The 15,039-nt window shown below is 62.2% G+C and carries 13 protein-coding genes; 10 read left to right on the forward strand and 3 right to left on the reverse strand.

Annotated features, from left to right (window positions below):
• Window positions 1-186: 186 nt before the first annotated feature.
• A complete protein-coding gene (locus tag RG540_RS02470; RefSeq protein WP_038584193.1) occupies window positions 187-639 on the forward strand; it encodes a BA14K family protein in 453 nt (150 codons plus the stop codon).
• A 69-nt stretch (window positions 640-708) separates the two neighbouring features.
• Here the strand turns inward: RG540_RS02470 and RG540_RS02475 are convergent, their stop codons facing one another.
• On the reverse strand, window positions 709-1,704 hold the full coding sequence (locus RG540_RS02475; protein ID WP_038592904.1) for a transporter: 996 nt from the start codon (window positions 1,702-1,704) through the stop codon (window positions 709-711).
• A 408-nt stretch (window positions 1,705-2,112) separates the two neighbouring features.
• Here RG540_RS02475 and RG540_RS02480 point away from each other — a divergent pair, with 408 nt between their 5' ends.
• The 3 genes from RG540_RS02480 (at window position 2,113) to RG540_RS32965 (ending at window position 5,142) form a co-directional block, all read left to right on the forward strand.
• Window positions 2,113-3,906, forward strand: a complete 1,794-nt coding sequence (locus RG540_RS02480) for an acyl-CoA dehydrogenase (RefSeq protein ID WP_038584195.1) — start codon at window positions 2,113-2,115, stop codon at window positions 3,904-3,906.
• 5 nt (window positions 3,907-3,911) lie between these two features.
• Window positions 3,912-4,676, forward strand: coding sequence for a crotonase/enoyl-CoA hydratase family protein (locus RG540_RS02485; RefSeq protein ID WP_038584196.1), 765 nt, complete (start codon window positions 3,912-3,914; stop codon window positions 4,674-4,676).
• Window positions 4,677-4,761: 85 nt separating this feature from the next.
• A complete protein-coding gene (locus tag RG540_RS32965) occupies window positions 4,762-5,142 on the forward strand; it encodes a hypothetical protein (protein WP_046599444.1) in 381 nt (126 codons plus the stop codon).
• A 26-nt stretch (window positions 5,143-5,168) separates the two neighbouring features.
• On the opposite strand, the gene RG540_RS02495 is transcribed toward RG540_RS32965, so the two are convergent.
• Together RG540_RS02495 and RG540_RS02500 are read right to left on the reverse strand one after the other, a co-directional pair.
• A complete protein-coding gene (locus RG540_RS02495) occupies window positions 5,169-6,413 on the reverse strand; it encodes a class I SAM-dependent RNA methyltransferase (RefSeq protein ID WP_038584198.1) in 1,245 nt (414 codons plus the stop codon).
• Window positions 6,410-7,174, reverse strand: a complete 765-nt coding sequence (locus RG540_RS02500; RefSeq protein WP_038584200.1) for a TlyA family RNA methyltransferase — start codon at window positions 7,172-7,174, stop codon at window positions 6,410-6,412. Before RG540_RS02500 ends, RG540_RS02495 begins: the two co-directional genes overlap by 4 nt.
• Before the next feature lie 151 nt (window positions 7,175-7,325).
• On the opposite strand from RG540_RS02500, the gene RG540_RS02505 reads away from it, so the two are divergent.
• From RG540_RS02505 to RG540_RS02530, 6 genes are all read left to right on the forward strand, one after another.
• Entirely contained in the window at window positions 7,326-9,266 is a 1,941-nt protein-coding gene (locus RG540_RS02505; RefSeq protein ID WP_038584202.1) for a methyl-accepting chemotaxis protein, read from the forward strand.
• A 330-nt stretch (window positions 9,267-9,596) separates the two neighbouring features.
• A complete protein-coding gene (locus RG540_RS02510) occupies window positions 9,597-11,549 on the forward strand; it encodes a HAMP domain-containing methyl-accepting chemotaxis protein (protein WP_038584203.1) in 1,953 nt (650 codons plus the stop codon).
• An 83-nt stretch (window positions 11,550-11,632) separates the two neighbouring features.
• On the forward strand, window positions 11,633-12,628 hold the full coding sequence (locus RG540_RS02515) for a DUF4424 domain-containing protein (protein WP_046599441.1): 996 nt from the start codon (window positions 11,633-11,635) through the stop codon (window positions 12,626-12,628).
• A 124-nt stretch (window positions 12,629-12,752) separates the two neighbouring features.
• A complete protein-coding gene (locus RG540_RS02520; RefSeq protein ID WP_038584205.1) occupies window positions 12,753-13,346 on the forward strand; it encodes a cytochrome b in 594 nt (197 codons plus the stop codon).
• Window positions 13,343-13,930: a YceI family protein gene (locus tag RG540_RS02525; protein ID WP_038584207.1), complete on the forward strand. Its 588-nt coding sequence runs from the start codon at window positions 13,343-13,345 to the stop codon at window positions 13,928-13,930. Before RG540_RS02520 ends, RG540_RS02525 begins: the two co-directional genes overlap by 4 nt.
• A 255-nt stretch (window positions 13,931-14,185) precedes the next feature.
• On the forward strand, window positions 14,186-15,025 hold the full coding sequence (locus tag RG540_RS02530) for a 2OG-Fe(II) oxygenase (protein ID WP_038584209.1): 840 nt from the start codon (window positions 14,186-14,188) through the stop codon (window positions 15,023-15,025).
• Window positions 15,026-15,039 lie beyond the last annotated feature (14 nt).

Consider the following 15,039-nt stretch of genomic DNA (forward strand, 5'->3'; position numbering starts at 1 on the left):
TGGCCCTCTCGACGCGGAGCCCGGCCGCGGCGTAAGCCGGTGGCCGGGCTTGTTTGTCGCGGCGCACGTTAATCACGCATTCAGGATGAACTTCCCAAGGGTTGCAGCGAAATTCTATTTCGCTGCATACTGAAATAATTGGCTGGCAAAAATTGAAACACCGACAAGGGATATGGGGGACTTAATATGACTCTTTTGAAGAAGATCGCGGTTGCGGGCATCTCTGCTGCCGTTCTCGCCGGCTCGCTGATGCCGGCTCAGGCGATGCCGCTGCCGACCGCTCCGGCCGCCGGGATCGAAACGAACGCCAATACCGACGTGACCCTCGTGCAGTACCGTCGCCATGGCGGCGGCTGGTATGGCGGGCATCGCGGTTATCGCGACTACCGTCCTGGTTATCGCCGCCATAACGGCTACTGGTTCCCGCTGGCGGCATTTGGTGCCGGTGCGCTGATCGGCGGTGCCATTGCCTCCCAGCCGCGTTACGTCGAGCCGGCGCCGGTCTATGGCGGCGGGGACGACATCAATCCGCGCCACTACGAATGGTGCGCCGAGCGTTACCGCTCCTACGACGCCTATTCGAACTCGTTCCAGCCGAACTACGGCCCGCGCCAGACCTGCTATTCGCCCTATTTCTAAGAGCGGTCGATAGGCAACGTTCAACCCGTCCGGCATCGACCCCGGGCGGGTTTTTCGTTTGTCCAGCGGTCAAAGAATGCCGGTGCGTTTCAACAGCCACCAGGCGGCAAGCACCGAAATGACGATCAGGCCGAAGGCATAGGCTGTCCCCGAGCCATTCCCTTCGAAGGGCAGCGACGCGGTGTTCATCCCGAAAAAGCCGGTGACCAAGGTCGGCGGCAGCAGGAAGGCGGTCATCAGCGACAGGATGTAGAGGTGACGGTTGGTCTCTGAGGAAAGCTTCGAGTCGATTTCCTCGTGCAGCAGTCGCGCCCGCTCCTGCAGCGCGTAGACGTCGTGGTCCGCCGCCTCCAGCCGGCCGATCAGCCGCGAGGCGGCGTCGTCGAATCCGGGGGGCATCTCGTCGTCGTCGGTCGCCGCTGCCCGCCGCAGCAGTGTCAGCACCGTCCTCAGGTGCCGGTGCAGCCTGACCACCGTCCGCCTGATCGGCGCTAGCCGGCGCCGTTCGTCGCGCGGCGTGTTGTCGTAGACGAAATCCTCGATGATGTTCATTTCCTCGGTCAGCTCCATCACCAGGGCGATCAGCGTACGCTGGAATTCGGCGACCAGCGTCTCGAACACGTCGATCGGCTTCTTGTAACGCGAGGCGTTCTTTTCGATCGCCGCCCGCACCCGGTCGATCGATCTCAGGGGCTGCAGGCGGGTGGTGATGATCACCCTGTCCGAGACGAAAAAATGCAGCCAGCCGATATCGCGCGTCTCGCTGTCGAATTCGCGCTGGAAGTCGACCAGTGTGCCGTAGACCAGCTGCTCGTCGAGCGTCACCGCGGCGTGCGTGTCGTGGGTGGTGAGTGCGGCGATGGCCGGTGGTGTCAGGCCCGGGAAGTTCTCCAGGAACGCGTTGACCCGACTGTCGACGAGGTTGAGATGCAGCCATAGAAAACCATCGCCGACCTCGAGATCGCTGCGCGCCGCATCCAGCGGCAACCTGGTGCAGGGCGCCGCTCCCGGATGGAAGTGATAGGCCCAGACGAGGCCGGGGATAGCGGGGTTCATGAGGGACATGGCCGAGGAATCCGAAAGCATAGGCATCACTCCATAGACCTCTTGTGTAACGCCTGTTTCAACAACGTTCTCTGAAACGGAAGAAGCAGCGTAAGACTTGTCATTCGATCGGCGCCGCTGGCCGCTAAAACAAACCTGGCGAGAATTGCATGCCTCCCGAAGACGCATACCGCAAGCAATCCTTGGCTGTCTCTGCTGCCGCTCGAAACACACCGGACCTTTTGGCATGGCTGGACCCGCACTCGCGGAGTTCGTTGATGAGGATGCCAGGACCGCGGCCAAGCCGGTCTCCACGAACGAACATTGACAACGTTATTTACGTTTACGTAAAAAGCAAGGTGAGGATGCCGACGGAGTAGAATCGGCTAGGTTAGGGCGGTCACAACTGCGCCCACGAGGAGGAGCATCATGTACAAGGCACCGGTCGAGGAGATCGCCTTCACCCTGAACCACGTGGCCGGTCTTGCGGACGCCCTGGAGATCGGCAGGTTCGGTGACCTGAGTGCCGATCTGGTCGAGGCGATCCTGGAGGAAGCGGGGCGGTTTGCGGGCAACGAGATGGCGCCGCTCGGCGAGATCGGCGACAAACAGGGCGCCTGCCTCACCGACGGCAAGGTGAAGACGCCCGACGGCTGGCCGGAACTTTATCGTCACTGGCGAGAAGGCGGCTGGAACGGCCTGACCGCGCCGGAAGCCTACGGCGGCCAGAACCTGCCGCATATGCTGAACGTCGCCGCACTCGAAATGTGGAATTCCGCCTCCATGGCCTTCGCACTCGCCCCAACGCTCACCATGGGCGCGATCGAGGCGCTGGTCGCCCACGGCAGCGATGCGCTGAAGGAAAAGTATCTGGCCAAATTGGTCTCCGGCGAATGGACCGGTACCATGAACCTCACCGAGCCGCATGCCGGCTCCGACCTCGGCGTCCTGAAGACCCGCGCCGAGCGTAGCGACGACGGCACCTATCGCATTTTCGGCCAGAAGATCTTCATCACCTGGGGCGAGCACGACGCTGCCGACAACATCATCCATCTGGTACTGGCACGGCTTCCGGATGCGCCTGCCGGCACCCGCGGCATCTCGCTTTTCCTGGTGCCGAAATTTCTCGTGGGCGACGACGGATCGCTGGAGGCGCGCAACGACGTGTTCTGCCATTCGATCGAACACAAGCTCGGCATCCACGGCTCGCCGACCTGCACGATGATCTATGGCGACGGCAAATATTCTCCTGGCAACGAAGAGGACAAGGGCGCGATCGGCTGGCTGATCGGCGAGGAGAACAAGGGTCTCGCCTGCATGTTCACGATGATGAACAATGCGCGCCTGGCGGTCGGTATGCAGGGCGTGGCGATCGCCGAAGCCGCGACGCAGAAGGCCGTCGCCTTTGCCAAGGAACGCACTCAGGGCAAGGCGCCCGGCTGGTCGGGGGAGGGCATGAGCCCGATCATCGACCATCCGGATATTGCCCGCACGCTGATCACCATGAAGGCACTGACCCAAGGCGCTCGCGCCATCTGCTACGCCTGCGCCCACGCGACCGACATGTCGCATCACGCCGAGGGCGACGAGGCCCGCCACTGGACCGAACGGGCCGCACTTCTGACACCGATCGCCAAATCCTTCGCGACCGACGCCGGCGTCGACGTCGCCTCGCTAGGCATCCAGGTGCATGGCGGCATGGGCTTCATCGAGGAGACAGGCGCTGCTCGCTACCTGCGCGACGCCCGCATCGCGCCGATCTACGAGGGCACCAACGGCATCCAGGCAATCGACCTCGTGACCCGAAAGCTGCCGCTCTCCTCCGGCGATCAGGTGCGCGGTTTCATCGGTGAGCTGAAGGAGATTGCCGACAAGATCTCAGCCTCCAACAATACGGCGTTCGGCGAGACCGGCGACCGTCTGCGCGCCGCCATCGCCGCACTCGAAACCGCCACCGGCTGGCTCCTCGACACCCAGGCGGCCGGCAGGACCGCCGATGCGCTCGCCGGTGCGACGCCCTATCAGCGCCTGTTCGGTCTGGTGCTGACCGGCTGCTACCTCGCCAAGGGTGCGCTCGTCGCTGTCGATAACGGCGGCCCGGAAAAGCGCGTCGCGCTCTGCCGCTTCATGGCCGAAAACCTGCTGGCCGAAACCTCGGCCCTGAAGGACCGCGTCGTTTCGGGAGCAGCGAGCCTTCAAGCCGCCCGCTCGATCCTCGCCTGAAGGAGATGTCCGTGAGCGACAATCATATCCTCGTCGAACGCCCCGAGGCCCAGCCGGGCGTCATGGTGATCCGCTTCAACCGGCCGGAAAAGAAGAACGCCATCACCTCGGCCATGTACAACCGCATGACCGCAGCGCTCGAAGAGGCGAACAGGGACGATGCCGTGCGCGCCGTCGCCTTCCTGGGCACCGAAGGCTGCTTTTCCGCCGGCAACGACATGGGCGACTTCCTCGCCTATGCCATGTCCGGATCGAAGGAGGCGCCTGCCGCCGCCGTTTTCATCAAGGCCTTAGCGCTTGCCGAAAAACCGCTGGTGTCCGGGGTCGACGGCCTCGCGATCGGCATCGGCACCACCTTGAACATGCATTGCGACCTGACGGTCGCCTCCGCCCGCAGCGTCTTCAAGACGCCCTTCGTCGACCTGGCGCTGGTGCCGGAGGCAGCCTCCAGCCTGCTCGCCCCCAAATCCATCGGTCATCAGCGCGCCTTTGCCATGCTGGTGGCGGGCGAGGGGTTTTCGGCGCAAGCTGCACTCGATGCCGGTCTGATCTGGAAGATCGTAGAGCCGCAGGCGGTCGAAGCCGAGACTCTGGCGCTTGCCGCAAGCCTTGCCAGCAAACCGCCGCAGGCCCTGAAGATCGCCCGAGATCTGGTGCGCGGACCGCGCGAGGCGGTACTTGCGCGTATCGACGAGGAGCTGGTGCATTTCTCCGCCCAGCTCAAAAGTGCAGAAGCACGCGCCGCCTTCGAGGCCTTCATGCGGCGTTAACGGTGTCGCATGGGAAATTTCTGTTCCCGTCTTCTTTTGACGCAACTTCAGCGCTAGATTGCCTCCAATCGATTGGGAGGGAATAATGATGCATCGTATCTCGGCGAGCTTGCTCGTGCTGCTTATTGGAATAGCACCGGCGCAGGCCGAGACGCTGGCGTTCCCCTCGCAGAGCCAGCCGCTGCAGCTCGCCCAGAGCCCTTCCGTCACCATCGGCCCCAACGGCCTCATCATCCGCCGTGACGACGACCGTGATCGTGACAGGGACCGCGACAGGGACAGAGATCGCGACCGTGACCGCGATAGAAATCGTCCCCGCCCGCAACGTTATGTCTGCGTCGTCTCTCCGCCGCCGAGCATGGACCGCCGCCGCCCCTATGTCTGCAATGCCGATCCCGGCCGCGTCGGCAGCCGCTGCCGCTGCTCCGGCGTGGTTGGCAGCGGTACGCTTGATCTGGACCGGTAAGAGGCCCGGCGGTCGCCCGCCCGAGCTTATTTTTGCAGCAGCGCCACCGCTTCGACATGCGGCGACCAGAGAAACTGGTCGATCGGCGTGACCGCCTTGATCTGGTATCCGGCATCGACGAGAATACGAAGGTCGCGGGCGAGTGTCAGCGGGTTGCAGCTCACCGCCACGACCGTCTTTACGGTCGAGCGGGCAAGCTCCTTCATCTGGACTTCGGCACCGGCGCGCGGCGGATCGAAGACGACGGCGTCGTAGTTCTTGAGCTCCGAAACCATCATCGGCCGGCGGTAGAGGTCGCGCTTCTCCACCGATACGGGCTTCAGGCCTTGAGTGTTGCGGCCCGCAACGTCGAGCGCCCTGACCGATTTCTCGTCGCCTTCGACTGCATGCACCTTGGCGATGCGGGCGAGCCGGAGCGAGAAGGTGCCCGAGCCGGCAAACAGGTCGATAACCCGCTTGGCCTTGCCGATATGCGACAGCACCAGTTCAGCCATCGCGTCTTCCGCCGGTTTTGTCGCCTGGGTAAAGGCGCCTGGTGGCGGGGAGACCTTGACGCCGCCGAAATCCACCAGCGGCTTCTGCAATTCGATGACGATCTCGCCATTGACCGAAACCCGCGCGATGCTTTTCAGCGCCAGCACCGTCTCGGTGACCGTGCGCCGCTGCTTGTCGTCGAGCGGCTTCAGCCCTTCTGCGGCAAGATCGAGGCCGGCAAGCGTTTCGAGAACCGCGATCCGGAACGTCTCCGAACCGGTCGCCAGTGCCTTGCCCACCGCGCGGATCGCCTCCAGCCGGGCAACGATGCCGGGCGAGGCGATCGGACATTCGACGATCGAGACGATGTGGTTGGTCTCGGCACGGTTGAAGCCGAGCAGCAATTCCTTCTCGGTCTTGCGGGCGGAAAACACCACCCGCCGACGCTCGCCGGCATGGGCGATGACCAGCTCACCCACTTCAGGCGTCAGGCCCTTGGATTTTAGGGCCTCGACGACGAGGTTGCGCTTGAAGGCGTGGTAGGGGACATCCGCCAGATGCTGCAGCGAACAACCGCCGCAGGCGTCGCTGTCGGGTCCGAAGTGACGACAGGGCGGCGTGACCCGGTCCGGCGACGGATTGGAGGTCGACATGACCGTGCCGTGATCGCCGTTGCGGGCGATCGCCAGCGTTTCGCCGGGCAGCGCATAGGGCACGTAGACGGGGCCGTTTTCGCCATTGGCGATACCGTGGCCCTGGGCGCCGAGCCGATTGATCGTGACGGTGACCGTGCTCATGAAGGTTCACCGGGCTTCCTGCCTGCGAGCAGGTATTCCTGGTTGCCGTCGCCGCCGGCGATCGGGGAGGGGATGAGCCCGAGGCTTGCCCAGCCCATCTCTTCGACCAGCCAGCGTTCGAGTTCGGCCGCAACCGCCGGCGCCGTCTCCGGTTCCTTCAACAGGCCGGCCTTGCTGATCGCATCGCGTCCCGCCTCGAATTGCGGCTTGACCAGCAGCACGCAATGCGCGCCGGGCTCGGCAAGATCCAGGGCCGGCGCCAGCGCCAGCTTCAGCGAGATGAACGAGACGTCGGAGACGATGAAGGTGATCTCGCGGTCGTCGTAATCCTCGGCGGTCAGATAGCGGGCGTTGAGGCCCTCGATATTGGTGACCCGCGGCTCGGCGAGCAGCCGCGGATGCATCTGTCCGTGGCCGACGTCGATCGAGGTCACATGCTCTGCGCCGTGCATGATCAGCACTTCGGTAAAGCCGCCGGTGGAGGCGCCGATATCGAGACAGTCGTGGCCGGCCGGGTCGAGCTTGAAGTGATCGAGCGCCGCGACGAGCTTCAGCGCCGCGCGGGAGACGTAATCCTGCGCCGGGTCGTCGATCGTGAGTTTCGCGTCGAGCGGGAAGGTGAGGCTCGGTTTGGTGACAACGCGGCCGTTGACGGTGACGGTGCCGCGGGCGATCGCGTCGCGCGCACGAGCTCTGCTCGCCACGAGATTGAGCGAGACGAGAAGCTGGTCGAGGCGTTGGTTTTCAGGGCTTGAGGACATGGTCGCAGTCAATGCCTGCCTATCGCCTGGCTTGCAAGGGCCTTGTTTCATGAAAACCCGCGCCGGGTTCAATCAAATTTTAATCATGTTGGGATTCTCTCGCGGCCGGAGGAGCAAGCAGTTTCATTTCACCTGAGAGCGGAAGCCCCTCATGTCGCTTAAAAACCTATCCCTGAACAAGAAGCTGATCATCACCTTCGCGGCGTTGATGTCGGTCTGTCTGCTGGCATCGGCCGGCGTTTATTGGCAGGCCTTGAAGTCGAGCCGCTCGTCTGCGCAGCAGGTCGTTTCCCAGACGATCATGATGAATGTCGACGCGGCACTCGAAGCGATGCTGGAACAGGCCGTCAATCAGCGCGGCTTCCTGCTCTTCAAGAGCGACAGCACCTATGCCGACGTCTTCAACAACCGCGAGAAGATGATCGCCGCGATCGACTCCGCCAAGAAGGCGGCTGCCGGCATGCCGGATATGCTCGCCTCGCTCGATGCGATGCGGGCCGCAGCCGATGTCTTCCACACTCAGCTCACCGTTCCGCAGCTCGATGCGCGCAAGAACACCAGCAAGCCGATTGAAGAAGTCATCGAGATCGGCCGCAACCAGTCCAAGGGCCAGCTCGACGTATTCCGCGAGGCTGCCGCCAAGATCAAGAAGCAGGCTTTCGACCTGTCGACCACCATGGTCAACGCCCAGACCCAGGCCCATAACGATCTGCTGCTGACGCTCCTCATCGGCGGCGGTATTGCCGGCCTGATCGCGGTCGCCCTGGTGCTTGCCCTGTCGCGTGCCATCGTCAAACCGATCGTCGGCATGACGGAAGCCATGACCAGCCTTGCCGGCGGCAATCATGATATCGGCATTCCCGCTCTCGAACGCGGCGACGAAGTCGGCCGTATGGCCAAGGCCGTCACCGTCTTCAAGGATGCGGCGATCGAAAAGCAGCGCCTGGCCCGCGATGCGGATGTCCTGCGCGACACCAGCGAGCGCGAACGCCTCGACAACGACGCCCAGAAGGCACGCGAAGCCGCCAATCTCGAATCTGCGATCGACGCGCTTGCCACGGGGCTTGCAAGCCTTGCCGATGGCGATGTCGCCTACCGTATCGAAAAGCCGTTCTCAGGCAATCTCGACCGGCTGCGCACCGACTTCAACCAGGCGCTCGGCCGGCTGCAGACCGCCCTCCAGGCGGTCGGCGAAAATGCGTCGGCGATCAGTTCCGGCGCCGGCGAAATCCGCTCCGCGGCCGACGATCTCGGCCGCCGCACCGAACAGCAGGCTGCAGCCGTCGAAGAGACAGCCGCCGCGCTGGAACAGGTGACGACGACGGTGAAGGAATCCGCCCGCCGAGCAGAAGATGTCGGCCAGCGCGTCGAGCGGACCCGCATCGGCGCCGAAAAGTCCGGCGAAGTGGTTCGCCGGGCAGTTTCCGCCATGGAGCAGATCTCAAAATCCTCCGGCGAGATCGGCAATATCATCTCGGTCATCGACGACATCGCCTTCCAGACCAACCTTCTGGCGCTCAATGCAGGCGTCGAGGCAGCGCGCGCCGGCGAGGCGGGCAAGGGTTTTGCGGTCGTCGCACAGGAAGTCCGCGAGCTTGCTCAGCGTTCCGCCAATGCGGCAAAGGAGATCAAGTCGCTGATCACCACCTCCAGCCAGCAGGTGGATGCGGGCGTCGCGCTGGTCGGCGAGACCGGCCAGGCGCTGGAAGCGATCGTCGGCGAAGTGCAGCAGATCAACCAGCACCTCTCCGCCATCGTCATCTCCACCCGCGAACAGTCGACCGGCCTCCAGGAGATCAACACGTCGGTCAACGCGATGGACCAGGGCACCCAGCAGAACGCCGCCATGGTCGAAGAGCAGAACGCGGCAAGCCACAAGCTCGCCCAGGAAGCCCAGGCGCTCGATGCCCTGCTGAGGCAGTTCAACTTCGGGGGCACGCCATCGGTCCGGACCTCGCGTCCGGTTGCGGCCCCGTCGGCAGCCCGTCCGGTGGCCTCGCCGGCAAATGCCCTGCGTTCCACCGTCGCCCGCGCCTTTTCCGGCAAGGCGGCGAGCGCCGCCGCCGTCAAGGAAGAGTGGTCGGAATTCTGATCCTCGATCCAGCACCGATCGATGCAGCAAGGCCCCGGTTTCCGGGGCCTTTTTCGTGTTGCGGCTGCGTGGACGCGGTTGTCAGGGGGCGCCGCTCGAACATTGCGAGAGAGCGCGTTAAAATTGCTATCCCGAAAGCAATATCAATCTTGAGTGGTTAATATCGCTACATTTTAAATTAGATAATATTAAAATTGCGGGGTCCATCTCTACCCCTATAGCGCGCATCGCTGCATGCGCCTCGCGTATGAATCTTCGCAACGAGCTTCAGTCCAACCAGAAGCCCATGTCGGTCGTCTGGGTTGTCCTGCCAGAGGAAAGTGATACCGCATGTCCCGCCCCAGCATAAAGATCGCCCTGGCCACCCTCTTCACGATCATCGGAGTGCTTTTCGTTGTGTCTGCCTGGGTCACAACCAGCGGCATCGCCAAGATGAATGAAGAATCGACGCAGATCGTCACCAATCGCGTCCCCAAGCTCATCGCATCCCAGGATATCCGCCTCGCCTTCTCGCGCCTCAATTTTGCCTTTGCTCGCCGGGTGATCGCCGAAACGCCGAAAGCGATCAAGGAAGCCGACCAGTTCATGGCTGAGCGGCAGAAGGATCTGCACGATTCGATCGAGGGCGTGCGGCCGACGGTCGTCACCGCCAAGGGCAAGGAACTGCTTGCGAATATCGAAAAAGCGATTGCCGCCTACGACGTGCCGGGCAAGAAAATGCTGAAGCTGTCCGGGGAGGAAGGCGAAGAGGAGGGCGCACGGATACTGAACGAGGAACTTCTGCCGCAGATCGAACTGGCCAGGTTGCCGATCATGGCGATGCTGAACTACAATCTCTCCAAGGTGGATGACGCCTACAAGGAGAGCCAGGACTTCTTCTCAACGACCGTCACCACCAGCTATGCCATGACCAGCATCTGCTTTCTGATCCTGTTCGGCGCCGGCTTCTATGCGGTGGCCGGTATCGCCAATCCCGTCGAGAAGATCACCACCTCGATGAAGGGACTGGCGGATGGCAATTGCGCCAAGGAAATCCCCTTTGCTGGCCGCGGCGATGAGATCGGCGCGATGGCCGCGGCGGTCGAAGTGTTTCGCCTGGCGGCGATCGATAACGAGAGACTCGTGGCAGAGGCAGAAGAGCAGCGCCACAGCAACGAGCGGCAGCGTATCGCGCTCGGCAAGGCGGCTGCGGAAGAGGCTCGGGGCCAGCTGTTGCAGGCCACGAGCGCATTTGCCAGCGCATTGAAGCATCTCGCCTCAGGCGATCTCAGCTACAGGATCACCGAAACCGTCTCTGAGGACTTCACGTCTCTCTGCAGCGATTTCAACACCGCCGCTTTACAGCTCTCGCAGACCCTTTCCTCTGTCGCCGACGCCGCCGGCGCGATTGATAACGGCACCCAGGAAATCGCCTCGAGCGCCAACGATCTTTCCAGACGTACCGAACAGCAGGCGGCATCTCTGGAAGAGACAGCGGCCGCGCTGGACCAGATCACCGCCAATGTCGGCAATTCCTCCAAACGGGCCGAGGAGGCGCAGCAGGCGGCCAAGCAGGCCAATGACAGTGCCCGCAGCTCGGGTGAGGTGATGTCGCAGGCCGTCCAGGCGATGAGCCGCATCGAAGAATCGTCCAAGCAGATCTCCAATATCATCGGTGTCATCGACGAGATCGCCTTCCAGACCAACCTGCTGGCCCTGAATGCCGGTGTCGAGGCCGCACGTGCCGGCGAGGCGGGCAAGGGTTTTGCCGTGGTTGCCCAGGAAGTCCGGGAATTGGCGCAGCGCTCCGCCAAGGCCGCCAAGGAAATCAAGGCCCTTATCCAGACTTCCACGGGCGAAGTTGAAAGCGGCGTCAGATTGGTCGGCGGAACCGGCGAAGCTCTAAAGGCGATCGAGAATCACATCATCACTATCAACGCGCATATGAATTCCATCGCCATCTCGGCGAAGGAGCAATCAACCGGACTTGCGGAGGTCAACACCGCCGTCAACCAGATGGACCAGGTGACACAGCGCAACGCCGCCATGGTCGAGGAATCGAACGCCGCCAGCACGAACCTTGCGTTGGAAAGCGTCAAGCTGCGCGATCTGATCGGCCAGTTCAGGCTTGCCGGACAAACGGCCGGCGGCGGTGGCAACCAGACGCATCGGGCGTCTCGATACCCCAACGACACTCGGTCGGCCGGATCGCCCGTCCATGCCCAGCGCGCCAACGCCCCTCGCAGCGCCGGCGGCCGGGGGGGCGCGGCGACGGCGGGCAAGGAAGACTGGTCGGAATTCTGACCGTCGGACAAGGTTGACTGCCCCGCCTTTTCGGCGGGGCCAATCCGGTCTATCTTCACGCCATGATGGCACGGGGGGCGGGCATGCGGGGGAGAATGCTGATCGTTGGATTGCTGGCCTTTGCGCCCCCGGCTTTCGCCAACGATTCCATGGCGGAACTGAAGACGGGCGGGCTGATCTACGTCCAGACCTCGGATGTGGCGATGGCCGAGGAACAGCTCTACATTTCCCGCGACGAAGTGCGGGTCGATTACGTCTTCAAGAACGCCAGCGACAAGGATGTTGAAAGCGTCATCGCCTTCCCAATGCCGGACATCACCGGCAGCATGGATAGCGATATCGCGCTCGAGAACACCGACAGTGACAATTTCCTCGGTTTTTCGGTTGTGCAGGACAGCCGGCAGATCAAGCCGGAACTGCAGCAGCGGGTGCTGGCGGCCGGCATCGACCGCACCGACGAACTCGTGGCGCGCAACATTCCGCTTCTGCCCTATAGCGACAGGACGCTTGCCGCACTCAAGGCCCTGCCCGAAGACGTGAAGGCCGCCTGGATCGCCGAAGGGCTGGTGTTCGTCAACCGCTACGACGCCGGCAAGGGCTGGCAAGAGGACCTGACGCCTGCCTGGACGCTGCGCTCGGTCTATTGGTGGAAGACGAAATTTCCGGCCGGCAAGCCCGTCCGTGTCAGCCACCGCTATAAGCCGAGCGTCGGGGGCACTGTCGCCATGACCTTCATCGATCAGGGTAAGCCGGCGACGAACTACAAGGACTATGCCGACCGCTACTGCATCGACACCGCATTCATGAAGACGGCCGCAAAACTCGAAGCGGCGGCCGGAAAAGGCGGCCCGAACTATACCGAGCAATGGGTGTCCTACATCCTCACCACCGGCGCCAACTGGGGCGGTTCGATCGGTAAGTTCAAGCTGACGATCGACAAGGGCAGGGAGAAGGATTACCTCAGCTTCTGCGGCAACGGCGTGAAGAAGATCGGCCCCACGACTTTCGAAATGACCGCCGACGATTTCTATCCGGAAAAGGATCTGAATATCCTGTTCCTGACGGCTGCCGATCAGTGACGGCGGCCGCTCAGATCCGAATTCAGTAATATTGAATGAAAGTGATCGTGCCGGCGCTTGCCGGCCGGGTCGGAAAGCGCGATGTTTCCGGCTGTAAGTTAGCCGACAGTTCCGGAAACATCTCATGCCGCGCCGCCCTGCCGACGGTTATGATCCCATCGCGATCGTTCTGCACTGGCTGATCGCATTGTTGATCCTCGGCCTGCTGGTGCTCGGCTTCGTCATGACCCTCCAATCGATTGATCCAGCCCTGCAGTTCTCGCTTTTCCAGTGGCACAAGTCCTTCGGCATGCTGGCGCTGCTTCTGGCGGCCGTGAGGCTCGTCCATTCGCTGACCGTCGTACGGGTGAAACCCGTCAAAGGTCTGAGCGCCCTGGAACATCGCTCGGCAGACGCGATGCATTATCTGCTGATGACTTTGGCGGGGGTGGTGCCGGTGGCCGGCTGGATGATCGCCTCCGTATCGCCGCTCGAAATTCCGACCTTCGCGTTCGATCTCGTCGTCATTCCGCATCTTCCGATGCCGAAGTCCGATGCCGCCGAGGTCTGGTGGACGACCGTCCATGCGGTTCTCGCCTATTCGATGCTGGCACTCGTCCTCCTGCATTCGGGCGCCGCACTCTACCACCACTATGTCAGGCACGACGACGTGCTCACCCGCATGCTCGGCAGCCGGCACCGCACCGCAAAAACATCCATCGAGGAGCCGGGACCATGACCCGCAAGACAACCGTCATCGCAGCCATGCTGCTCGCCATGTCGCTCCCCGGAGCCGGCTTCTCGGCCGTGAACGTTCCGAGCCTCACCGAGGCGGCGGGGCGTTATGCCATCACCTCCGGTTCCCGCATCGCGTTTGCCGTGGATCAGGTCGGCGGCGGTGGCATCAAAGGCAAGTTCGGTAAGTTTTCAGGCACGTTTAACCTGAAGGCCGGCGATCTTACGCATTCAATGGTGAATTTCGATCTGAAGCCGGAAAGCGTCAGCACCGGCCAGGACCGCATCGACGCCTTCCTGCGTTCCGGTGCCGTCTTCGATTCCGGTCATTTCGAGACGATCTCGTTCCGCTCGGAACGGGTCGAGCAGACCGGCCCGGACAGCGCCCGCATCACCGGCACGCTGACCGCCAAGGGTCATAGCTCGTCCGAAGTCTTCGATGTGAAACTGACCTCCTGGAGTGGCCGCAGGATAGGTTTCAATGTCAGCGGCAAGATCTTCCGCTCCCGCTACGCCATGGACGTCGGCACGCCGATCTATTCCAATGTCGTGCAGTTCGACATGGTGATCGAAGGCGAGCGGAACTAGGAACCGCCCCTTCAATGGGATGCGTTACTTCATTCGACGTAGGAGGATACTGCTTCGGAGCCTCCGTGCCGCATGCCATCGAGGCGTGGAAAGACACTTCCAAATGAAGTATCTGATTTCAAAGCCGTAATTGAGGGGTGGGGTCTGGGTTCGAATTTATCCGACGACTAACGCTTTCGAAGTATGAGCTTTTGTCATGCTTGCGCCATCTAAAAATTATGACACTCTGGCCAAGGTATAATTTGGGGGAGTGTAATGGCGCAGTTAGTATATCCCATTGATGCGGATACTCTTCTGGCAGATGTTGATGCTGCTCGCTCGATGGCCAAGAATTATGCCGGAGCTTATCAATCGGCATCGCCTTATCCGCATATCTGCATCGACAATTTCCTGCCCGAGCAGGTTCTGGAGAACGTCCTGACCGACCTCCGGAACCGTCCGGAAAAGGAAACGACCTTTGCGAGGGCGCAGGAAAACAAGAAGGTCTCCTATGTTCCGGAGCGGCTTCCGACCTACACCAAGAACCTGTTTTATGCGCTGAATTCGCGGCCCTTCATCCTGTTCCTGGAGGAGATGACCGGGATCGAAGGATTGATCCCCGATCCGTTCTTTTTCGGCGCCGGTGTCCATGAGACCGCCAACGGCGGGCATCTCGATATCCATGCGGACTTCAACCTCCATTCCAAGATGAAGGTCGAGCGCCGGCTCAACACGCTGATCTATCTCAACAAGGACTGGCGGGAAGAGTGGGGCGGCTCGTTCGAGATCTGGGACAAGGAAATGAAGGGCAAGGTGCACAGCTTCACTCCCCTGTTCAATCGCATGGTCACCTTCTCGACCACGTCGGATTCCTTCCACGGCAACCCCTCGGTCGTGAACCATCCGGATGGCAAGTCGAGAGATTCGATCGCGCTCTATTATTACACGGCGACCTGGGACGATTCCCGCAAGTCGCATTCGACGCTCTTCAAGCCGCGGCCGAATTCCACCGACAAGAAGGACTACGCCGAAATACGCCGCGACGTGCTGCGGGATTTCACACCGCCGATGCTCTATCGCAAGATCATCGGGCCGCTGAGCCGCCTCGGTTTCTAATCCGGGAGAACCTG

This window comes from Neorhizobium galegae bv. orientalis str. HAMBI 540, from assembly GCF_000731315.1.
In the GTDB taxonomy this organism is placed as follows: domain Bacteria; phylum Pseudomonadota; class Alphaproteobacteria; order Rhizobiales; family Rhizobiaceae; genus Neorhizobium; species Neorhizobium galegae.